The organism is Cellulosimicrobium composti (assembly GCF_009711085.1).
Classification (GTDB): Bacteria; Actinomycetota; Actinomycetes; order Actinomycetales; family Cellulomonadaceae; genus Cellulosimicrobium; species Cellulosimicrobium composti.
The window spans coordinates 1-22,004 of record NZ_WMKA01000044.1 but is presented as its reverse complement, the minus strand read 5'-3'; the positions used below and the strand labels follow the sequence as shown (position 1 = coordinate 22,004).

Sequence of the window (22,004 nt, the reverse complement as noted above, 5' to 3'; positions counted from 1 at the left end):
GCGCGTGCTTAGCGTCGTCGTCGTGCTCAGCGTCCTCGCCCCCGTCGCCGCCGGTCTCGCGGCCGGCCTGTCGCTCATCGTCGCGATCGGCGCGCAGAACGCGTTCGTCCTGCGTCAGGGGCTGCGGCGCGAGCACGTGCTGCCGGTCGTGCTCGTGTGCGCGGCGTCCGACCTCGTGCTCATCGCGGCCGGGACCGCCGGTCTCGGCGCGCTCGTCACCGGTGCGCCCGTGCTGCTCGCCGTCGTGCGCTGGGGCGGCGCCGCGTTCCTGCTCGCGCTCGCCGCGCTCGCGGCCCGGCGTGCGCTGCGGCCCGGCAACCTCGACCCCGCGGCCGGGGCGGGGGCGACCTCCGCGCGGTCGGCCGTCGGGACGTCGCTCGCCCTGACCTGGCTCAACCCGCACGTGTACCTCGACACCGTGCTGCTGCTCGGTTCGCTCGCCGCCGGGTACGCGGCCGCGCACGGCGCCGGCGCGGTCGGGACCGGTGCCGCGCGCTGGCTCTTCGGCGCCGGGGCGATGGTCGCGAGCGTCGTGTGGTTCACCGCGCTCGGCTACGGCGCGCGGCTCCTGGCCCCCGTCTTCGCACGGCCCGGCGCCTGGCGCGTGCTCGACGGCGCGATCGCCGTCGTCATGGCCACGATCGGGGTGTCGCTCGTGCTGGGCGGCTGAGACGACGGCGGGACGGTCGTCGCGGTCTCCGCGCGCAGCGGTCCCGCCACGCCGTCCCGCCGTCGGGACGTGGCCTCGGCTCAGTCGTTGACCTTCTTGGCCTGCTCGGCGAGGGTGTCGACGTGCTTGTCGACGGAGTCCGGCGCGACGTCCTTGATCTTGTCCGCGATCTGGTCGATCCGGTCGTCGGTCAGGAACTCCTTCGCCTTCCCGACGAGGTCGCCCAGGCCGCCCTTGTCCGCGGAGGATCCGTTCTCGGTCATGTCTCACCCTTTCGGTCGTGCGGGCCCCGTGCCCGCCCGCCACGAAACTAGGCCGCGGCGCCGAGGACCGCGCGCCGTCGAGCGGGTGAAAGAGCGCCGGCCGCGCACGGTCGCGCGGGTGCACCCGCGCGGGACGTCGCCCACACTGAGGCGATGAGCACCCCGCGCTCGCTCCACCTGGAGGTCCAGGCCGAGGCCGTGGACCACCTCCGGGCGGGGCGGAGCGTCGACCTCGTCGGACCCGCGGGCTCCGGCCGCACGACCGTGCTCGCGGAGGTGTGCCGCACGCTCCTCGACGACGAGTGGACCGTCCTGCGCGTCCAGGGCGTCGCGGCGCTGCGTGACCGGCCGCTCGAGGCGCTCGCGGTCGCAGGTCTCACGTCGCGCTCCGACCGCACGGCGCCGTCCGCCGTCGCGGGGGCGGTCGCCGCGATCGAGGGAGCGGTCCGGCCCGCGCGGACGCTCGTCGTCGTCGACGACGCGGACGACCTCGACCGCGCGAGCTCCGGTGCGCTCGTCGCCGCGCACGCGCGCGCACGGTTCGCGGTGCTCAGCGCCTCGCGGCCTCAGCCCTCCCGGCTGCGCGACCCGTACCGGCTCGCGACCGAGGTGCGCCCCGGCGTCGAGCTGCAGGTCCCCGCGCTCGGCTACGTGGACACGCAGACGCTCCTCGCCGACCTGCTGCCCGGGACGATCGACGCGGCGACCGTCGGCCGGCTCTACGCCGCGGCCGGCGGCCTGCCGGGCCTCGTCACCGCGCTCGCGGTGAACGCGCGCCGCCGCGGGCGGTTGGCGCTCGTCGACGGGACGTGGGTCGCGGGCCCGGACATGTGGACCCCGGCGCTCGCCCGCAGCGTCGCCCCGCTCGTGCAGGACCTGTCCGACGACGCGCTGGAGGCCCTGGAGACGCTGTCCCTCGCGGGGGCGGTCACGACGAGCACCGCGCGCTCGCTCGTCACGCCGGACGCGCTCGAGGAGCTCGACGCGTGCCGCCTCCTGCGGTTCGTGCCCCGCGGGGACCAGACCGTCGTCGGCGTGTTCCCGCAGGCCGTGGCCGACCACTACCGGCACCTGGGGACGAGCGCGCGCCGCCTGCGCATCGAGGAACGTCTGCGGCTCGCGCTGCACGTGGCCGGGAGGGGCGTCGTCGCGCTCCCCGCCGCGCCGCGGCCCGACGCGCTCGACGACGCGCCGGCCGTCGTGCGCGACCGGGCGCCGTGGGAGTCGGACACGGTGCGGCACCGCATGCTCGTGGAGCACTGGTACCGCGAGACGGTCTACCTCCGCACCCGGTGGGAGACGGAGCCGTCGCCCGCCACCGCGGTGCCCTACCTGCGGGCGCTGCTCACCGGGGACGCCGACGCCGCGACGGTGCGCGCGGTCGTCGAGGGCACGCCCCGCACGGGGGACGCGCGGTCCCTCGCCGCGCTCGACAACTGGCACGCGCTCGCGGTCGCGTTCGTCGAGAAGGACCTCGACGCGGCCCGGCGCGTGCTGCGGGCGGCGCGCGCCGAGGCGGGCGCGTGGGCGCCGCTCCTCGCGAACGTCGAGGCGCACCTCGCGCTGCTCCTCGACCGGGCTCCGGACGAGCCGCCGGCGCCCGCGACGCCCGGCGAGGTCGAGGACGACGTCGCCGCGACCGCCGCGACGGTCCGGGCCGAGTGGCTCGTGTTCCGCGGCGACCCTGCCGCGGCGCTCGACCTGCTGGCCGAGCCGCGCACCCGGACCCCGCACTTCGCGAGCTCCGCCGAGGTGCTGCGGGGGCTCGCGCTCCTGCTCGACGACCGCCTGGACGAGGCGTTCGCGTGGTCCGCGCGTCACCTCGACGAGGCGCGCTCGGCGCTCGACGTCGACGCCGTGCACGGGCACGCGTTCGTCGTGTCCGTCGTGCTCCTCCTGCGCGGGCGCACGGCCGAGCTCCACGAGCACCTGGGCTCGGTGCTGTCCACGGGGCTGCTGTCGGCGCTGCAGCGGCCCTTCCAGTCGGCGAACCTCTCGCTCGCGGCCGCCGTCGCGCTCGTCGAGGGCCGCACGACGACGGCGCGCTCGCTCGCCGAGCAGTCGCGGTCCCTCGGTCCGGGGCCGAGCCCGCTGCCGCTCGCGCAGCCGACGTGGACGCTCGCGCGCCTCGGCGCGGGGTCCGCCGGGTTCGCTGCGACCGACGAGGCCGCGGCGGCCGACGCCCTGTGGGCTGATCACGAGGACGCGCTCGCGCGCGGGTTCCTCGTGGCCGCCGCGTCGTCCGGGGCCCTGTCGCTCGACCTCGTGCCGGACCCGCGGCGCGCGACGGCGCTCCTCGACCTGGTCGCGGACCTCCCCGCGGGCCTGCTGCGGCACGTCGAGCGCTTCGCGGCCGCCGTCGCGAGCGACGACCCCGACGTCGCCGCGGGACGGGGGACGGGCCTGGTCGAGGACGGGCAGGTGCTGATCGGCGCGCGGGCGATCGCCGTCGCGATCCGCCGGCTGCGCGCCGAGGGCGACGTGCGGCGCGCGACCGCCGTCCTCGACGACGCGCGCGCCCGGCTGGAGGCGCACGGCCGGCCGGCCGTCGCGATCCTCGACCTGCTCGCGCCGTCGGGCGACCTCACCGACCGCGAGCGCGAGGTCGCGCGGCTCGTCGCCGAGGGCCTGACGAACCAGGCGGTCGCCGACCGGCTGCACGTGAGCGTGCGCACGGTCGAGAACCACCTGCACCGCGCGTTCCGCAAGCTCGGCATCGACGGGCGCGACCGCCTCGCCGACGCGCTCGACGCCTGACCGGCTCTCGCCCCGGAGCCCGGTGGCCGGGGCCGGTGCTCCGGGACGCGGGCCCGCGCCGCGTCGTCAGGCCGCCGCGACGGCGACCCGCGGCGGCGGGGCGTCCCGACGCACGTGGTGCCACCCGGCGTCACGCGCCGTGGCGGCGAGCCAGCAGGCGCGGACGAACGCGAGCTGGAGGAACATGTCGTAGGCCAGCTCCGGGAGGACGGCGGACGCGACGAGGCGGCCGCGGCGCCCGACGCGCCACACCGTGACGAGCCGCTCGGTGACGAGCACCGCGCCGACCGCGAGCCAGAAGGGCACGAGCCGGAACGTGCCCGTCGCGACCGAGAGCGCCGTGAGCACGACGAGCGCGGCGAGCATGAGCGTGCCGATCGCCAGCATGGCCTGCTGGCCCACGTACCGGGCGGTGACGCGCGTGAACCCGTAGGCGCGCAGGTTGTCGAGCATGCCCTTGTACCAGCGCACGCGCTGACGGTGCAGGTCGCGCGGCGTCGGCATGAGCTCCGTGGTGCACGACATGCTCGCCGGCGACGCGAGCTCGTAGCCGAGCGTGCGCAGCGCGAGCGTGAGCTCGGAGTCCTCGGTGATGGCCCTGGGGTCGTACGCCGCCCCGGGCGGGCCGGGGAGCGTACGTCCGCGCGCCCGGGCGACGGCCGCCAGCGCGTCGCGCCGCACGAGCGCGGCGGTGCCGGTGAGCACCGAGGTGCGTCCGGTGACGTCCACCTGGACGCCGTAGCGCTCGTACTCGTTGGCCTGGAGCTGCTCGAGGAGCGACGCGGGCGGCGTCCCGCGGAACACGCCCCCGACGGCCCCGAGCGTGGGCCGGGCGTCGAGGAGCGCGAGCCCCTCGGCGACGAACGTCGGGGCGATCGTCGTGTCGGCGTCGAGGACGAGCACGAGCTCTGCCTCGACGCGGGCGAGCGCCTGGTTGAGCGCGCCCGCCTTGCGGTCCGTGTTGCCGACCGTCTCGAGGACGTCGGCACCCAGTGCGCGAGCGACCTCGACGGTCGCGTCCGTGCTGTTGTCCGAGACGACGACGACCCGGTCGACGGGCCGCGTCTGCGCGCGCAGCGACGCGAGCGTCGCGGGCAGCGCCTCGGCCTCGTCGTGGGCGGGGACGAGCGCGACCACGCGCGGCGTGGTCGCGCCCGGGGCACCGGTCACGTCTCCTCCTGGCGTCGTCGGCGGCGCAGGACCCGCACCACCATCACGAGCGCGACGCCGGCCATGAGCAGCGTCCAGGCACCGACCAGGTAGTAGCCCGTGGCCATCACCCCCGTGGCTGCGAGAACCGGTGCCGTCTGAGCACTTCCCATCTGGTACATCGATCCACCTCCATCTCGTCGGTGGAACCACCGTGCGGTAGCGCGCGCGGTACTCAGCGGGCCTCGGGGACGGGTTGAGGGGCCGGGGGCGGGCGGGTGCGTGGGCACGGTCGACGGACGCGTACCGCGGGCCGACCGCGTAGGTGGTCGGCACGGTCCTGCGCCGGACGGTCCGGACGCGTCCCGGAGTGCCTGTGGAGGGTTACGGGCGGGGGTTCTCCCGGCGCCACGGCTTCTCGTCGCGCCGCGTGCCGGTCCCGGCGGCGCACCGCCGGCACACCGAGGTGACGGCGTCCGCGTCACGGCCCGTGGCGGGCTGGACGTCGGCCCACGTGACGTGCGGGAAGCGCGTGAGCCCCTGGCGGCTGAGCTGCAGGCGGCACACGGTCTGGTTGGTGCCGCGCTCCCACGCGTGCACCTCGCCCGCGGGCATGCGGACGCCGTCCGGGTCGGTCCACGTGCCCGTCGCCGCGACCGCCGCACCCGAGACGCGTTTGCGCATCGTCCTCACCTCCGGGGCCCATCGTCCGCCGGGCCCGGGGCGCTCGCAGGGGAGCGGGAGGAGGTCCGGGCGCGGAGGCGGGCGCCGCGGCCGTCACCCGCCCGCCGACAGCGGGCGGCTCCAGGCGACCTCGTGGTCGAGCCGGCCCGTCCGGGCGAACAGCCGGACCTGCTGGGTGTCGGGCAGGGACGCGGCGAGCTCGGAGCAGTCGGCCCGGGAGAAGCCGAGCCCCTGCCAGAACGGGCCCGACCGGCGCGAGAACAGCCACGCCCGCGTCGCGCCGCGCGCCGCGGCCTCGGCGAGGGCGTGCTCGGCCAGGCGGGCCCCGCGGCCCGACCCCCGGTGCCCGGGCGCGACGGCGACGCTCCGCACCAGGGCGTGCCGACCGTCCGCGCTGAGCTCGATCCCCGTGCTCCCCACGATCTCGCCGTGCTCATCGCGCTCGACCCACAGGTGGACCGCGGGCTCGTCGAGGCCGGCGACGGTGAGGTCGACGTCCGTCAGGAAGCCTCGGAGCGCGTCGACGTCGGTCTCGTGGAGATGGGAGATCGGCACGACGACCATCGTGGCGCGCACCGGCGGGCCGCGCCACGACGTCTCACCGCGGCCCGCGGGTCGCCGCGCCGCCCGCGTCAGGTGAGGTGGTCGAAGTCGCCGCGCACCCACGCGGCGTGACGCTGCGCCGAGCGGAGCACGACGTCCCGCGCGTCGGCCGGGATCACGCCCTCGAAGTTGTTGTAGAGGCGCTCGAACGGCCGCCGCGCGACGTGCTCCGCGACGCGCAGCACGACGGCCGCGGACAGCGGGATGCGGTTCGGGTAGGAGCGCATGAAGCTCACCGACGTGCGGTCGGGGTTGGCGAAGATCGTGTCCCCGGACAGGAGCACGCCCCGCCCGTCGGCCCCCGCTGCCCAGTGCGCCACGGCGCTCCCGGGGAAGTGCCCGCCCGGCTGCGACAGCACGACGCCGGGCAGCACCTCGCGCTCGCCGCTCCACGTCTCGATCACGGGGTCGGGTCGCGCGACCCAGTGCGCGTCGGCCTCCGCGACGAGCACGGGCACGCCGCCGAGCGCGCGGCTCCACTCGACCTGGACGCCGTACATGTGGGGGTGGCTCGCGGCGATCGCGACGACCGGGCCGAGCGCGCGCACCTGCGCGACGGCGTCGTCGTCCAGGTACCCCGGCGGGTCCCACAGCAGGGAGCCGGGGGGCGTGCGCAGGATCTTGGCCTGCTGCCCGATCCCGACGCTCGGCTCGCTCGACAGGCCGAACAGGTCCGGCTCGAGCTCGGTGAGGACGAGGCGCTCGCCCGCGGCGGCGAGCTCGGCGAGGGTGGTCCAGGCCTGCCCGGTCGCCGGGACCCACTGACGCTCGTCCGCGCAGATCGCGCACACGTCCGGCCGGGTCGCGTGCTCGACCGCGCACGTGCGGCAGAGCCACCAGTCCTCGTCGCGGGGCGTGCCGGTATGCGGTGATGGCGTCGTCGTCATGGGACAGGTCTACCGCGTCCGTCCGACACGCACCGGTCTGCGAGACTTGCGCCCTCATGATCACGACCCTCCTCGTCCTGCACCCGTGGCTCTCGCCGCTCGCCCTCGCCCTCCTCGTCGTCCTCGGCCCGCTCGTCGGGGCGTGGCTCGTGCGGCGCCCCCGCGTCGCGTGGGCGCTGTTCGCGCTCTCCCTCGTGCCGGTCCTCCTGCTCACGCTCGTGCCCGTGGACCGCGAGCTCTTCGCGGTGTGCACGGTCGAGTGGGCGCTGCCGACCCCGGGCCGGGTCGAGCTCGCGGCGAACGTCGTGCTGTTCGTGCCGCCCGTGCTCCTCGCCGCGGTCGCGCTGCGGCGCCCGCTCGCCGCGCTGCTCGGCGGCGTCGTCGCGTCCGCGCTCGTCGAGGCGTTCCAGGCGCTCGTCCCGGCGCTCGGGCGGTCGTGCGACACGAACGACTGGCTCTCCAACTCGATCGGCGCGCTGATCGGCGCGGGGCTCGCGCTCGTCGCGCTCCGCCTCGCCGCGCGCCGGGACGGGGCGGCGGATCGGGACGCGGCCTCTCGCGTGCGCGTTCCCTAGTCCGCGCTCCCGTGCCGGGACGAGCCGCCGGACGACTCGCGTGGGAACGCTTCCACAACGGTGGTCCCGCGGGTTAGCGTGGGTCCTCGGGCGTCGCCCGTCACCGCCGACCGGACCTGCCCAGGGAGCGTCCATGCCGACCGTCACGCTCGACGACGTCGCCGCGGCCGCGCGCGTCTCGCGGTCGACGGCGTCCCGCGTCGTGCGCGGCACGGGACCGGTCTCGGCCGAGGCGCGCCGCGCGGTGCTCGCCGCGGTCGAGCACCTCGGGTACGTGCCGCACCCGGGCGCGCGGGCGCTCGCGAGCGGCCACGGCGAGCGCGTCGTCGTCGCGGTCGGGTCGCCGTCGGCGGACCTGCTCGCCGACCCGTACGTCGCGCGCGTCGTGTCCGCCGCGAGCCGCGCGGCGGACACGCAGGGTGTGGGCGTCGCGCTGCGGTGGCTCGGGCTCGACCCGCGCGACGAGCTCCGCCGCCTCGCGCGCGACCCGGGCGTGGGCGGCGTGCTCCTCGTCGACTACACCGCGGACGTGCTCGCGAGCGTGCCGCGCGACCTCGTGGCGCGCGTGGCCGCGATCGGCCCGGCCGACGGGCGCGTGCCCTCGTACGACGTCGACGCCGCCGCGGGGATCGCCGCGCTCGTGGAGCACGTGCTCGCCACGGGCCGTCGCGACGTCGTCATGGTCACCGGGCCGGGGTGGCTCCCCGGCTCCCGGCGGGCCGTCGACGCCTACGAGGCCGTGACCCGGGCCGCGGGCGTCCCGCGGCGCGTGGTGTCCGCGGACCTCACGACCGGCGCGGGCGCGGACGCCGCGCGCGAGGCGCGGCGCCGCTGGCCCGGCGTCGACGCGCTCGTCGCGATGAGCGACACGCTCGCCGTCGGCGCGATGCGCGCGCTCGCGGAGGACGGCGTCCGCGTGCCCGACGACGTCGCCGTCACCGGGTTCGACGACCAGCCGTTCGCGGAGCAGGCCGGGCCCGGGCTGACGACGGCGACCCACCCCGTGGAACGGATCGCGGCCGCCGCGACGACGGCGCTGCTGGGGCGCCGCCGCGAGGAGCGGCGCACGTTCCCGTCGGTCGTGGTCCGCCGCGGGAGCGCCTGACCTGGACTACGCCTGGTGCCGGCCGCCCGCGTCCTCCGGACCGGGCCGGGCACCGGTGTCGGGCCGCGTGTGGTCGTCGGGCGCGGTGTCCGTGCGGAGCCGGGTGTGGTCGTGGGGCGCGGCGTCCGTGCGGGGCCGGGTGCGGTCGTCGGGCGCGTCGGTGGCGGTCGGCTCGTCGGCGCCGGTCGAGCGGCCGCGGCTCTCGCGCAGGGCGCGTCCCTGCTCGACGGCCTCCTCGCGCTTGGCCGCCTTCTTGTCGCTCGCGCGCGTGTCGCGCGGCGGGAGCTGCAGGCGCTCCTCCGCCGGCATGCCGCTCTGCAGCTCGCGGCTGCGCTCGAGCTCCGCGTCGAGCTCGGCGCCGAGCAGGAGCGCGAGGTTCGTCAGCCAGAGCCACAGGAGGAAGATGATGACGCCCGCGAGGGTGCCGTACGTGGCGCCGTAGCTGCTGAAGCCGCTGCCGAGGTAGAGGCCGAACCCGGCCGACGCGAGCACCCACACGAGGATCGCGAGGACCGCGCCCGGGCTCACCCAGCGGAACTTCGGCTGCTTGACGTTGGGCGTGAGGTGGTACAGCAGCGCGACGAGGACGACGACGAGCAGGAGCGCGACCGGCCACTTCGCGACCTGCCAGACGGCGATCGCGGTGTCCCCGAGGCCGACGAGCTCGCCCACCTGGCGGGCGATCGGCCCGGACAGGACGAGGCTGCCGACGACGAGGCCCGCGAGCAGGACGGTGATGACGGTGACGCCGAGCATCACGGGGCGCAGCTTCCAGATGGGCCGCCCCTCCTGGACCTCGTAGATGCGGTTCATCGACCGGGAGAACGCGCCCACGTAGCCCGACGCCGACCACAGGGCCAGCACGACACCGATGACGAGCGCAAAACCGGCCTTGTCCGTGTTCGCGGCGTTCTCCACGAGCGGCTCGATCATGTCGAGCGTCGTGGCCGGCACGACGCCCTCGACGCTCTGCAGCACCGAGTCGACGGCCTTCTCGCCGTCGCCCACGAGCCCCAGGATCGACACGAGCGCCAGCAGCGCGGGCGCCGAGGCCAGCACGGCGTAGTAGGTGAGCGCCGCCGCGAGGTCGGTGCACTGGTCGTCCATGAACTCCCGCACCGCGCCCTTGAGCGCGAACCCCCACGAGGGCTTGTGCAGGTCGGTGGGCGAACCGGGCTTGTGCCCGGCGTCGGGCGCGGGGCGCTCGGTGGCGGCGGTCATGGGCCCTCCTCGGTCGACGTCGCGACGAGCCGCGCCCCTCGGCGCCCCCGCCGGGCCTTTCCGCCTCCAGGCTGGGTTCGCCCTCGACCGCTCGCAAGCCGCGCGGGCCTGCGACGTGCGACGTCGTGCGCGGCGGCGGAGGTGAGATCGGCAGCCGGAAGTGAGATCGGCGGTCGTGCGTGCCGATGTCGGGCGGGACTGCCGACGTCGGGCCGGACCGCCGATCTCGCGTCGTCCACACGTCCCCGGCACGCGGAGCGCGGCGCGTGAACCACACCCATCGGGTGATGCCCCGCGCGGCGGGGCGGACCTACCGTCGTCGCGTCGTCGGCCGCCGTGCGGTCGGTAGTCCTCGAGAGACAGGGGTTCGACCATGAGTGACGAGCCGCGCCGGTCCGTCGTCGGGACGCCGTTGCCCGCCGAGCGCTCCCTGCCGTTCCCGCCCCGCCGCTCCGGCAGCGTCGCCGGGCGGACGATCCAGGAGTCCACGTACTCGCCGCTCCCGCCGGAGCGGCACCTGCCCGCGGACGCGCCGAACGTCGTCGTGATCCTCATCGACGACGCCGGGCCGGCCCTCCCGACGACGCTCGGCGGCGCGGTCCGCACCCCGACGCTCGACCGCGTGCGCGCGAACGGGATCGGGTACAACCGGTTCCACACCACCGCGATGTGCTCGCCCACGCGCGCGTCTTTGCTCACCGGGCGCAACCACCACCGCGTGGGCAACGGGCAGATCGCGGAGCTCGCGAACGACTGGGACGGCTACTCGGGCCACATCCCGAAGTCCAGCGCGACGATCGCCGAGGTGCTGCGCCAGTACGGGTACGCGACCGGCGCGTGGGGCAAGTGGCACAACACCCCGGCGGAGGAGACGACGGCGGCCGGCCCGTTCGACCGCTGGCCCACCGGGTACGGGTTCGAGTACTTCTACGGCTTCCTCGCGGGCGAGGCGTCGCAGTACGAGCCGAACCTCGTGCGCAACACGACGCTCGTGCGGCCGCCGCGCACGCCGGAGGAGGGGTACCACCTCAGCGAGGACATCGCCGACGACGCGATGCGCTGGCTGCGCGACCACAAGGCGAACGCGCCGGACAAGCCGTTCTTCGTCTACTGGGCCACGGGCGCCCTGCACGGGCCGCACCACGTCATGAAGGAGTGGGCGGACCGGTACGCCGGGGCGTTCGACGACGGCTGGGACGTGTACCGCGAGCGGGCGCTCGCGGGCGCGAAGGCTGCGGGGTGGGTGCCCGAGGACGCGGAGCTGACCCCGCGCCCGGAGAGTCTCGCGGCGTGGGACGACATCCCCGACGACCAGAAGGCGTTCCAGGCGCGGCTCATGGAGGTCGCGGCGGGCTTCGGCGAGCACGCCGACGTGCAGGCGGGCCGGCTCCTCGACGAGGTCGAGCGGCTCGGGTACGGCGAGAGCACGATCGTCGTGTACATCTGGGGCGACAACGGGTCCTCCGGCGAGGGGCAGAACGGCACGATCAGCGAGCTCCTGGCCCAGAACGGCATCCCGTCGACGGTCGAGCAGCACATCGCAGCGCTGGAGGAGCTCGGGGGCCTCGACGCGCTCGGCACCCCCGCGACGGACAACCAGTACCACGCCGCGTGGGCGTGGGCCGGGTCGTCGCCGTACCAGGGCATGAAGCTCCTCGCGTCCCACCTCGGCGGCACCCGCAACCCGATGTTCGTGAGCTGGCCCGGGCACATCGAGCCCGACCCCGTGCCGCGCACCCAGTTCCACCACGTCGTGGACCTCGTGCCGACGATCTACGAGATCCTCGGCATCTCCCACCCGGAGACGGTGAACGGCGTCCCGCAGGACCCGATCGACGGGACGAGCCTCGCGTACTCGATCGACGACGCCGGCGCCGAGGGCCGCCGTCGGACGCAGTACTTCGAGATCATGGGCAGCCGGTCGATCTATGCGGACGGCTGGATGGCGTCGGCCACCGGGCCCCGTCTGCCGTGGGTGCAGGGCATGCCGCCCGGCATCCGCACGTGGACGCCGGACGAGGACCCCTGGGAGCTGTACCACCTCGACGAGGACTGGAGCCAGGCGCACGACCTCGCCGCGGAGCACCCCGAGAAGCTCGCCCAGCTCAAGGAGCTGTTCGCGATCGAGGCGGCCCGCAACGACGTCCTGCCCGTGGGTGGCGGCCTGTGGGTCCCCGTGATGCACCCCGAGGACCGCATCAGCCCGCCGTACACGGAGTGGGACCTGTCGGGCGACACGGTGCGCGTCCCGGAGTTCTGCGCCCCCGCGCTCGGCAACCGGCCCAACCGCGTCGAGATCCGCCTCACGGTGCCGGACGCCACGAACGGCGTGCTCTACAAGCTCGGCGGCGCGGGCGGCGGCCTCACGTGCTTCCTGCTCGACGGCGTCCTCACGTACGAGTACAACCTCTTCCTCGTCCAGCGGACAGTGGTCCGCTCGGGTGCGCCGCTCGCGGCGGGCGAGCACACCGTCGAGGTCGTCACGACGTACGTCGAGCCCCGCCCGGCCGGGCCGCTGTCCGTCGTGCTGCGGGTCGACGGCGCGGACGTCGGCTCGGGCACCGTGCCGGTGAGCGCGCCGCTGCTGTTCTCCGCGAACGACTGCCTCGACGTGGGGCGGGCGTACGGCGGCGCGGTGTCGCGCGCGTACGCCGACCGCATGCCGTTCGCGCTCGACGGGACCGTCGACGCCGTGCACGTCGAGTACCTCAGGCCCGACGCGGCGGGACGCGCCGGCTGAGCGACCGCCCGACGGCCGGGCTGCGGCAGCCTGGGCCGGTGTCGGCCCCGGGGCGACATCACACCCTCCGGGTGAGGACGCGGGCGGCGCCCGCGGACGACCCTGGGGACAGGCGCCCGCCCGGGTGGGGCGGACGCCGCGTCCGGGCGCGCCGCGCGCCGGACACCGCCGGGCCGGGCTCCGGTCCGGTCCTCACGAAGGAGGACCTCGTGCCAGGACTGCTCCGCGGTGTCGCGCGCACCGCCGTCATCGCCGGGACCGCGACCGCCGTGTCCAACCGCGTCTCCCGCCGCCAGGCGGGCCGCTGGGCCCAGCAGGAGGCCCAGCAGGAGCCGCAGTACGCGCCGCCCCCGCAGTACGCGCCGGCGCCGCAGTACGCGCCCCCGCCCGCGCCGTCCCCCGCCGCGGCGACCGGCATGGACGCGCGCATCGAGCAACTCACCCAGCTCGGCGCGCTGCGCGACCAGGGCGTGCTCACCCCGGAGGAGTTCGAGGCGCAGAAGGCGCGGATCCTCGCCGGCTGAGCCCGCCCCTTAGGCAGCGCGCCCACCACCCGACCCTCGACCGCGCCGGGACACCGGCACGCCGGAAGGACCGTCATGACCGACGACCAGCACGTGCTCCGACCGACCTGCACGCGAGCCGGCGTCCGGGCGGTCGCCCCCGTCACGGAGGAGCACCCGTGTCTCGACGGCAGCGCCGGCATCGAGGAGATCGGCGCGTTCGAGCTGGGGAACGACGGGTCGGACCCCGTGTTCGCGTGGCGCCTCACGGCGGGGCGCACCGAGAGCTGGGGCCTCTACCACCTCTCGAACCGCCTGCGCACGAAGGGCTGGCTCGTGCCCGCCTACCCGATGCCGGACGACCTCGCCGACCTCACCGTCCAGCGCATCGTCGAGCGCGACGGCGTGAGCCGCGACCTCGCGTCCGAGCTCCTCGAGGACATCCGCGTCGAGACCGCGTGGCTCGACGGTCTCGCGTCCCCCATGCCCGCCCAGGTCCGGCGCTCGGGCCTGCACCACTGACGCGCGTGGACGCCGGGACGGGAGCGGTGCCCGGCACGTCGCGGTCCGCGGCGTCGCCGCGCCGTCGGCTGCGCCGCGAGGCGTGGGGGTTCGCGGTCGGCTCGCTGTGCTTCCTCGTCGGGGCCCTCCCGCCCTACGCGGACGCGGTGGGCGCGGTCGTCGTCGGGGTGACGTTCGTCGTCGGCGCGGTGTTCTTCACGGCCGCCGCGTTCGTCCAGCTGAGCCTGAGCGGGCGGCGCCCGCCGCGGGCCGGCACGCACCCGGCCGACCGCTGGGACTGGTGGGCCGCCGCGGTCCAGCTCGTCGGGACGCTGTGCTTCAACGTCAGCACGACGGCGGCCCTCGTCGCCGCGGTCGAGGACCCGACGCTGCTCGGGGCGGGCTGGAAGCCCGACGCGTACGGGTCCGTCGCGTTCCTCGTCTCGTCGGCGTTCGCGGTCGTCGCCACGCGTGACCGCGGCCACCTGTGGGACACCGACGCGCGCACGTGGCACGGGACCTGGCTCAACCTGCTCGGGTCGGTCGCGTTCGGCGCGTCCGCCGTCGGCGCGTACGTCGCGCCGAGCAAGCACGGGGGAGTACGTGAGCGCGTGGTGGGACGACGCCGGCACGCTCGTCGGGGCCGTGTGCTTCCTCGTCGCGGCCCTGCTCTCGTGGCGGTCGGCCGACGCCCCGGCCGGGTGACGCACCGCGCGGTGCGTCACCCGGCCGGGACCGGCGGCTGCCGTCAGCCGCAGGAGGCCGCCGCGTAGGGGACGTCGCGCGACGACGTCGCCGTCGCGGCGCTCGCCGTCCCCGCCTCGACGGACCCGGCGCGCGTCGCGAACGACTGGTACGCCGCCTTGCCCGGCTCGACGCCGACGACCGTGCGCTCGCCGTGCGGCGTGCGCAGCGTGATGTCGACCGCCTCGTCACCGCCGTTGCGCGCCGTGACGGCCACGTACGCCTTGCCGGCGAGGCAGCGGGTGACCGCCTCGACGTCGACGAGCACGTCCTCGGGCCCGGGCCCGTCGCAGCGCAGCCACGCCCCGGCCCAGTCGGCGTGGTCCTGCCCGACGCCGTTGCCGCCGTCGCCGACGCGCAGGGTCACGGTCTGCGCCCCCGTCACGTCGACCTCGGCGAGCTGGGCGCGGGACGCCGGGGTGACGACCCCGCTCGCCCAGCGCGAGGTCCCGTCCGCGAGCACCTCGAACGTCACGCGCGCGGCACCGGCGACCTCGTCGTCGATCCCGTAGTCGGAGACGAGCGTGGTGCAGCCCTCCGGCAGGTCGAACGTGATCGCCGAGACGGCGTGCACGCCGACGCCCTTGGAGTAGGTGCGGCCCCCGATCGAGAGCGTGCGCCCGTCGCCCGCGACGTCCTCGCCGTTCGAGCGGTCGCGCTCGGCCGGCCCCCAGCCGTTCGTCTCGGACGTCCAGCCGAGGTCGGAGACGTGCACGCCGCCGGACACGACGTCGAGCGCGGCCGTCGCGAGCACGGCGTCGCCGTGGGAGAGGGTCGCGGTGACGGTGCTCCACCCGGTCCGCCCGCCCGGGTCGAGCGCGAGCTCCACGTCGGTCGTGCTGCTCCCGGGGACCTCGACCTCGACGGGCTCGGCGTCCCAGAAGTCGAGGTCGGCCGCCGCGAGGACGACCGTCTCCGGCGACGACGACCGGTTGCGGACCGGGACGGTGAGCACGACCGGCGCGACCGCGTCGGGCGAGCTCGCGCGCTCGGCCGTGATCGGACCGGCGGCCGTGACCGCGCTCTCGACGAGCGGGACGACCGTGAACGACCCGACGTGCTCGCCGTCGCCCGCGAGGACGGACCCCGCGACCACCGTGAGGTTGCGCGCGTCCGCCGGGACGCGTACGACGGCGCGCCACGTGGCGCTCTCGCCGGGGGCGAGGTCGGTCGACGCCGGCTCGGTCACCTCGACGTCCGGCACCGCGAGGTCGAGCCGCACGTCGGTCAGGGCCTGCTCGCCGGCCGTGACCTCGACGTCCACCGTGGTGGTCCCGCCTGCGCCCGCGACGGGGTCGGACAGCGTCGCCGTCACCCGCGCCCCGCCGTCGGCGGCGAGCGCGTCGAGGACGTTCGCGCGCTGCGCGACCATCGCCGCCCACGTCGCGGGACCGTCCTCGGCGCGCGGGTCGATCGCGTCGAGCGCGGTCCGCACGACCGCCGCGTCGGCGCCGAGGCGCTCCTTCGCGAGGTCGAGGATCTCCGCGTCCTCCTGACCGTCGCGGAACACCTCCCAGCGGATCGACGACACGGGCCCGTCGCCCGGCTCGGCGCCCGGGTAGACGATGTACTCGTCGCCCTGCCCGTACCGGAACGTCGGGTCGGCGTAGACGTCGCTCGGCCACGAGTTGTACGTCCAGCGCAGGTAGCCGTCGAGGTCGCGCTGCTCGACGATCCAGCCGAGCGAGCGCGTCGAGACCGGCGGCGACGCCGTCACGGTGTCCGGACGGACCGGGTCGTAGAACGTGTAGAACAGCGTCGGCTCGCCTGCCTCCACACGGGACCGGACGAGGGAGTCCGGCACCTGGTCGAGGAACGAGTAGTTGAAGCTGATGTAGTCGGCGATGTCCGCCTCGGCGAGCGAGTTCGCCGCGAGGGCCACCTTGGGCGTCCACGCCGGGTCGGCCTGCGCGATGACGTCGAACGCGACGTTCATGGTCGCGATGGGGCGCTCGTCGAACGCGAGGCGCGTGTCGTCGAACCAGCCCTTGTCCTCCAGGTGCGCCCGGAAGTCGCGCAGGAACGCCGTCCACGTCGCGCGGTAGCGCGCGCTGCCGAGCGAGATCTCCTCGGTCACCTGCTCGCCGGTGCGGGAGTCGGTGTAGACGAGGCGCTCGGACCCGGTGAACTGCAGCATCGCGAACGCGTGGATCGTGTCGCCGACGCCCGCGGCGCGGGACTCGGTGACGAGGCGGTCGAACACGGTGTAGTCGAACGAGAAGTCCGTGCCGTCCCAGATCCACTCGACCGTGCTGCGGTACGGCGACTCCGTCTGCGCGTGGCGCTGGCCGTCGATCGTCACGAGCCACGGGTCCTCGACGATCGCCGCGTTCACGACGTCCTGGCCGTGCGCCGCGAGGTCCTCGAGGTAGGGCCGCAGGGCGTCCCAGTGCTCCTCGCTCCACGGCGTGAGGCCGTGCGTGTCGGCCACCGCGTCGGGGTGGGCCCACAGGTCGAGCACGAACGGGCGCTCGTCGACCGGGCGCAGCTCGACGTCGGGCACGTCGACCCGCAGGGGCCAGGTGCCGATCGTCCCGTCCTCGGCCGTCACGGCGACCGTCCCGGTGTACGCGCCGGGGGCGGTGCCCGGGGGCACGGCCACGGTGAGCCACACGGGCTGGTTGCGGCCCGCCTCGACGTCGACGCTCGCGACGTCGCGCAGCGGGTCGGCGACGACCCCGCCGTTCACGGTGTCCGGGATGTACTGCGGGTAGCGCACGCGCACGGACTCCGCGGGCAGGGCCGCCCCGCCCGGTCCGGCGAGCGCGGACGCCGCGGCGCTCAGGCCCGTGAGCCCGTGGGGCGCGGTGACCGCGAGCTGCGCGGACGCCGTTCCCGCGGCGGGCACCTGGAGCCGCAGCGTCGTGGAGGGCGCGAGCGCAGGCCCGGTCGAGCCGGCGCGCGGGACCCGCACGAACGACGAGCTCGCCACGTCCCCCGACGGCACCCACACGGTCGCGTCGGCGCCCGGGGCGGCCGGGAGCGTGAGGTCGACGGGGCTCATCGCGGCGGCGTGGGTCGCCTTCGCTCCCGTCGCGGTGGTGCCCGTGGCGGTGAACGTCGGGGTCCACGCGCCGGCGTCCAGGTCGCCCTGCGTCACGACCTGGCGCACGCTCTTGCACACGTACGAGTCGCCGGGCGCGAGGGCCGTCGAGCGGTTGCACGACGACGCGTTGTCCGGCCCGGCGAGCGCGACGCTCGCGAGGGCCACGTTGCCCGTGTTGGTGATCCGGATCCACGGCGCGACCTGGTCGCCGAGCAGACCGTCGGCGCCGCCCGTGTAGATCGCGTCGAGAACGGGGAGCACGGAGACCGCCGGAGCGGGGGTCGCCGTGCCGCCGGTCACCTGCAGCGACGGGCGTGCCGACGAGCTGACGGCGCTCCCGCCCGAGCCGGTGGTGTACCGGACCGAGACCTCGTGCGCGCGCGCCGCAGCGGTCGCGGGGGGCGTGACGGCGAGCGTGACCGTCGCCGAGGCGCCGGGCTCGATCACCGGCACGGCGACCGGCTCGGCCGACCAGCCGGCCTGCTCGTCGAGCGACACCGTGCCGGGGGCCGTCGCCTCCGGGCCCTGGTTGGTCACGGTCACCGTGACGTCGGAGCGCTGCCCGGCCGTGAGCGGCGCCGCCGCGGTCACGGCGAGCGGGGCGCACGCGCCCTCGAGCCAGTCGAGGTCGAAGCTCGTGTAGGAGATGCTGCGGTAGCCCTCGCGCTCGAACAGCAGGCCGTAGCTGCCGCCGAGGTCGTCGTCGGACGTGCCGTCGCCGAGCGGGGTGAGCGTCGAGTAGCCCGCGGCGCCCGGCACGACGACCTTGCGGACGGGCCACGTCTGCCCCGAGTCGCAGGACATCTTCACGGTGAGGTTGCGGCGGATGCCGGTGTCCTCGGTGTTGGAGAAGAGCAGCACCTGCGCGCGCGGGTCGTCCGGCTCGGCGTCGGGGAACGCGCGGATGACGGACCCGTTGTTCGCGGGGTCGATCAGCTCCGTGTCCGGCGAGAAGGCGGTGTACGTCGCGCCGCCGTCGGTCGACGTCGCGACGAGGCGGTAGGGCGCGGAGCGGCTGTTGAGCAGCACCGTGCCGTCCGCGAGCTCGACGGTCTTGTTCTCGTCGGCCCCCGGGCCCACGGGCGCGCTGCGCTGCCACGTCTCGCCGTGGTCGTCGCTGTAGGCGCTCACGGCGTAGTTCCCGCCGGCCGCGCGCACCGTGTACTGCTGGATCAGGCGGCCCGCGTGCGGCCCGTGGCGCAGCTGGATGCCCTCGCCGGACGCGGCGAACAGGCCGCCCCAGGCCGGGTCCTTGAACATCTCGGTGATGCGGCGGTGCTGCCACGTGACGCCGCCGTCGTCGGAGTACGAGTAGTCGGCGTGCAGGAGGTTCGGGTCGTCGGGGTCGTTGCCCGTGCCGGACCCGGCGTAGCCCTGGTTGACCGACGCGGCGTAGAAGACGAACACGCGGCCGGTCTCGCGGTCGACGAGGACGCTCGGGTCGCCGTAGCCCTTCGGGGCCGCGTCGGAGCGGATGACCTCGGGCTCCTGCCACGTCGCACCGCCGTCGGTGCTGCGGCGCATGAGCAGCGCGATGTTGGAGGGCAGGTCGTTCATGGTCGGGCGGCCGTCGTACACGGCGAGCAGGTCGCCGTTCGGCAGCGTGGTGAGCGCGGGGATCCGGTAGCGCAGGTGGCTGCCGGTGTAGCGCGTGGCGAGGTCGACGACGTCGAGCTCCTCGCCCGGGCCTGCGGGCGCGGTGGCGGGTGCGGCGGGGAGCGAGGCGGCCGCCGCGGGCGGGGCCGCGGGGGCGGCGATGTGCGCGGCCGCTCCCGCGGGGACGAGGGCCGTGACCAGCAGCGCTGCGGTCACGGTCAGGGGGAGCAGGGGTCTCACGGGAACGTCCTCTCGCCGACGTCGGTGTCGGGGGCTGGGGGAGTCCTGATGATGTGTGCACCATAGCGGCGCGATTCGAGCAGGAACAAGCACGTGCTCGGACGACGGAGGAGCCCGGCGGCCCGCAGGCCGCCGGGCTCCTCGGTGATCAGGCGCAGGCGGAGGCGCCGAACGTGGCGTCGACCTCCTGGGAGCCCGCCGCCGCGACGGCGGTCCCCTCGTCCACCGCCGACGAGCGGGCGGAGAACGACTGGTACGCCGACCTGCCGGGCTGCACGGCCGCGACCGTGCGCTCGCCGTACGGCGTGCGCAGCGTGACGTCGACCGCCTCGGCGCCCGTGTTCTGCGCCGTCACGGCGACGTACGCCGTGCCGGCGAGGCAGCGCGTCGACGCGCGGACGTCGAGCGCGGGTGCGGCCGCGGACGGGAGCTCGACCGCCGGACCGTCGAGCTCGACGACCGTCACGGTCGTCCCGGACGTCGAGGTCCACGTCGTGTCCGGCGTGAACGACCCGCGGTCGAGGTCCTCCTGCGTGACGACGTGGTGCGCGAACGTGCACGTGTACGACGCGAGGGCCGCGAGGCTGAGGTAGCGGCAGTTGCGGCTGTACTGCGCCGGGTCGAGGTTGACCAGGTTGCCCGTGGGCACCACGCGCGTCCCCGCGGTGGAGATGTTGTTCACCGTGTAGGCGAACTCGAGCACGTCCCCGACGGCGTAGGCGTCCTTCGGGTTGGTGTGGACGCCCGAGACGAGGATGTTGCCCGGGCCGCCGAGGTTCACGCTCGGGCCCGAGTGCTCGACCGTGGTGACCGTCGTCCCCGACGTCGAGGTCCACGTGGTGCGCGGCGTGAAGTGGCCCGCGTCGACGTCGGCCTGCGTGATGGTGTGGCGCGCGCTCGTGCACGTGTACGTGGCACGGGGCCCGAGGTTGCGGTAGCGGCAGTTGGGCGTGCTCTGCGCCGGGTCGAACTGCTGTAGGTCGCCCGTGGGCGACACGGTCGTCACGGCGTCCGAGAGGTTGGTGACGGTGAACGAGTAGCTGACGACGTCACCCACCTTCCAGCCGCCCGCGGGGGTCGGGCTGGTGACGCTCGCCGCGGCGATCGTGATGTCGCCGGGACGGTCGCTCGGCGCCGCGAGGATCCAGTCCATGTCGAGCTTGGCGAAGCGGATGCCGCCGTTGCCGCCGTCGGGCTCGTAGAGGAGACCGATCGTGCCGTCGGCGAGCGTCGCGAGCGTCGAGTACGCCATGCCGCCGGCCTGGAACACCTTCGCCACGGGCCACGTCTCGCCGTCGTCGTAGCTCACGCGCACCGTGCCGTTGACGCGCGCGGACTGCGACGCGGCGTTCGAGAAGAGCAGCACCTTCGCCTCGGCCGAGCCCTGCGGCGCGTTCGGGTACGCGCGCACGATCGAGCCGTTGTTCGTCGGGTCGGGCAGCTCGGTGTCGATCGTCACCGGGCCGTACGTCACGCCGCCGTCGGTCGAGTACGCGACCTTGCGGTACTTCGAGCCGGCCGAGTCGCGCGAGTTGAGCATGACGCGGCCGTCGGACAGCTCGACCGTCTTGTTCTCGTCCATGCCGGTGCCGACGGGCGTGCCGACCTTCCACGTCGCGCCGTGGTCGTCGGAGTACACGGACACGGCCTGCACCGCGCCCGCGGCGTTGATGATCGTGTACTGCTGGAGGAGGCGGCCCGCGTACTGGCCGTACTTGAGCTGGATGCCCTGGCCGGAGGACGCGAAGCGCGAGCGCGCCCCGAGGTCACCGGTGACCTCGGCCGTGATCGTGCGGTGCGTCCACGTGCGGCCGTCGTCCGTCGAGCTGGAGACGTTCGCCTGGATGACGTTGCGCGCGGTCGGGTCCGTGCCCGGCTGCGACCCCCAGAAGCCCTGGTCGTAGGACTTCACGTGGAAGTTGAAGATCGTCCCCGTCTCGCGGTCGACGATGTAGCTCGGGTCGGAGTAGCCCTCGATCGGCGCGGTCGTCCTGCCACCCGCGACGACCTCCTGCGGCCCCCAGGTGACGCCGTCGTCGTCGGAGCGGCGCTGCAGGATCGAGTTCGGGCCGGGCGAGTCGGCGCCCGTGGGGCGGCCGTCGTAGGACGCGAGGACGGCGCCGCTGTTGGTCACGGTGAGGGCCGGGATGCGGTAGTTGGGGAAGCCGCCCTGCCCGTTCGTCGCGAGCTGCTGCTCGCTGTAGGTGCCCCGTCCGCCGGTCGCCGGGGCGACGTCGTAGTCGGGGGCGGGGGTCGTGTGGTGCGCGGCCGCCGTCGTGACGGGGACGACGGCGCCGCCCATCCCCAGCGCGAGCGCGGCGGCGAGGGTCACCGCACGGCGCGCTGGTCTGCGGAGGTGTCCGATCATGCCGTTCCTTCCGGTCGTGGAGCACTCGGTGCGGACGGCCGGCCAAGGGGGGACGCGGCGACGCTGCCGAGACTGCTTGAACAGATGATGTCAGATGTCTGACGTCAGGAACGTAGCCTGCGGGGCATCGGGGGTCAAGGGGAAGCGCGCGGGTGCACGAACGCCCGCACCCCGCCGGACCAGGGAGGTCGGTCCGGCGGGGTGCGGGCGAATCGGTCGGGCTGGGCGGCACCGCCGTCGTCGCCGATGCCCGCACTGGCAGGGGGCTGATCGTGCGGGCACCGGCTGCATTCAGCGTAAGCAGCGAACTGGACGGTCGTCCAGGTGAAACCCGGGTGAAAGTGCGCGGGCT

General features: G+C 75.4%; 17 protein-coding genes. 8 read left to right on the top strand and 9 right to left on the bottom strand.

Annotation, left to right across the window (positions count from 1 at the left end):
- Positions 1-22: 22 nt before the first annotated feature.
- Positions 23-670, top strand: coding sequence for a LysE/ArgO family amino acid transporter (locus GJV82_RS15485; RefSeq protein WP_115943455.1), 648 nt, complete (start codon positions 23-25; stop codon positions 668-670).
- A gap of 80 nt (positions 671-750) precedes the next feature.
- On the opposite strand, the gene GJV82_RS15480 is transcribed toward GJV82_RS15485, so the two are convergent.
- The gene (locus tag GJV82_RS15480; RefSeq protein ID WP_155099849.1) at positions 751-933 is read right to left on the bottom strand and encodes a hypothetical protein; all 183 of its coding nucleotides are present in this window, start codon (positions 931-933) and stop codon (positions 751-753) included.
- Between the two features lie 153 nt (positions 934-1,086).
- Here GJV82_RS15480 and GJV82_RS15475 point away from each other — a divergent pair, with 153 nt between their 5' ends.
- The gene (locus GJV82_RS15475) at positions 1,087-3,690 is read left to right on the top strand and encodes a helix-turn-helix transcriptional regulator (RefSeq protein ID WP_155099848.1); all 2,604 of its coding nucleotides are present in this window, start codon (positions 1,087-1,089) and stop codon (positions 3,688-3,690) included.
- A gap of 66 nt (positions 3,691-3,756) precedes the next feature.
- Here the strand turns inward: GJV82_RS15475 and GJV82_RS15470 are convergent, their stop codons facing one another.
- The 5 genes from GJV82_RS15470 to GJV82_RS15455 form a co-directional block, all read right to left on the bottom strand.
- Positions 3,757-4,860, bottom strand: coding sequence for a glycosyltransferase family 2 protein (locus GJV82_RS15470; RefSeq protein ID WP_162290475.1), 1,104 nt, complete (start codon positions 4,858-4,860; stop codon positions 3,757-3,759).
- On the bottom strand, positions 4,857-5,021 hold the full coding sequence (locus GJV82_RS19535; protein ID WP_179151531.1) for a hypothetical protein: 165 nt from the start codon (positions 5,019-5,021) through the stop codon (positions 4,857-4,859). Before GJV82_RS19535 ends, GJV82_RS15470 begins: the two co-directional genes overlap by 4 nt.
- A gap of 202 nt (positions 5,022-5,223) precedes the next feature.
- The gene (locus GJV82_RS15465; protein WP_024842082.1) at positions 5,224-5,523 is read right to left on the bottom strand and encodes a hypothetical protein; all 300 of its coding nucleotides are present in this window, start codon (positions 5,521-5,523) and stop codon (positions 5,224-5,226) included.
- 93 nt (positions 5,524-5,616) lie between these two features.
- Entirely contained in the window at positions 5,617-6,078 is a 462-nt protein-coding gene (locus GJV82_RS15460; RefSeq protein WP_318657710.1) for a GNAT family N-acetyltransferase, read from the bottom strand.
- Positions 6,079-6,155: 77 nt separating this feature from the next.
- Positions 6,156-7,013, bottom strand: coding sequence for an MBL fold metallo-hydrolase (locus GJV82_RS15455; protein ID WP_155099846.1), 858 nt, complete (start codon positions 7,011-7,013; stop codon positions 6,156-6,158).
- A gap of 56 nt (positions 7,014-7,069) precedes the next feature.
- On the opposite strand from GJV82_RS15455, the gene GJV82_RS15450 reads away from it, so the two are divergent.
- Positions 7,070-7,588, top strand: a complete 519-nt coding sequence (locus GJV82_RS15450) for a VanZ family protein (RefSeq protein ID WP_115941596.1) — start codon at positions 7,070-7,072, stop codon at positions 7,586-7,588.
- A 133-nt stretch (positions 7,589-7,721) separates the two neighbouring features.
- Entirely contained in the window at positions 7,722-8,693 is a 972-nt protein-coding gene (locus GJV82_RS15445) for a LacI family DNA-binding transcriptional regulator (RefSeq protein WP_155099845.1), read from the top strand.
- A 6-nt stretch (positions 8,694-8,699) separates the two neighbouring features.
- On the opposite strand, the gene GJV82_RS15440 is transcribed toward GJV82_RS15445, so the two are convergent.
- Positions 8,700-9,914 carry a YihY/virulence factor BrkB family protein gene (locus tag GJV82_RS15440; protein WP_225873402.1) on the bottom strand — a complete coding sequence of 405 codons (1,215 nt, stop codon included), beginning with the start codon at positions 9,912-9,914 and terminating at the stop codon, positions 8,700-8,702.
- A 373-nt stretch (positions 9,915-10,287) separates the two neighbouring features.
- Between GJV82_RS15440 and GJV82_RS15435 the strand changes: the two genes are divergently transcribed.
- The 4 genes from GJV82_RS15435 (at position 10,288) to GJV82_RS15420 (ending at position 14,431) form a co-directional block, all read left to right on the top strand.
- Positions 10,288-12,654 carry an arylsulfatase gene (locus GJV82_RS15435; protein ID WP_155099844.1) on the top strand — a complete coding sequence of 789 codons (2,367 nt, stop codon included), beginning with the start codon at positions 10,288-10,290 and terminating at the stop codon, positions 12,652-12,654.
- A 209-nt stretch (positions 12,655-12,863) separates the two neighbouring features.
- On the top strand, positions 12,864-13,178 hold the full coding sequence (locus GJV82_RS15430; protein ID WP_318657709.1) for an SHOCT domain-containing protein: 315 nt from the start codon (positions 12,864-12,866) through the stop codon (positions 13,176-13,178).
- 75 nt (positions 13,179-13,253) lie between these two features.
- On the top strand, positions 13,254-13,679 hold the full coding sequence (locus GJV82_RS15425; protein ID WP_225873401.1) for a PLP-dependent aminotransferase family protein: 426 nt from the start codon (positions 13,254-13,256) through the stop codon (positions 13,677-13,679).
- Between the two features lie 5 nt (positions 13,680-13,684).
- Positions 13,685-14,431, top strand: a complete 747-nt coding sequence (locus GJV82_RS15420) for a hypothetical protein (protein WP_225873400.1) — start codon at positions 13,685-13,687, stop codon at positions 14,429-14,431.
- Here GJV82_RS15420 and GJV82_RS15415 read toward each other — a convergent pair.
- Together GJV82_RS15415 and GJV82_RS15410 are read right to left on the bottom strand one after the other, a co-directional pair.
- A complete protein-coding gene (locus GJV82_RS15415; RefSeq protein WP_318657708.1) occupies positions 14,407-19,284 on the bottom strand; it encodes a glycoside hydrolase domain-containing protein in 4,878 nt (1,625 codons plus the stop codon). The genes GJV82_RS15420 and GJV82_RS15415 overlap by 25 nt on opposite strands.
- A gap of 148 nt (positions 19,285-19,432) precedes the next feature.
- Positions 19,433-21,652 (bottom strand): sialidase family protein, encoded by a 2,220-nt coding sequence (locus tag GJV82_RS15410; protein ID WP_155099843.1) that lies wholly within the window; start codon positions 21,650-21,652, stop codon positions 19,433-19,435.
- Between the last annotated feature and the right edge of the window lie 352 nt (positions 21,653-22,004).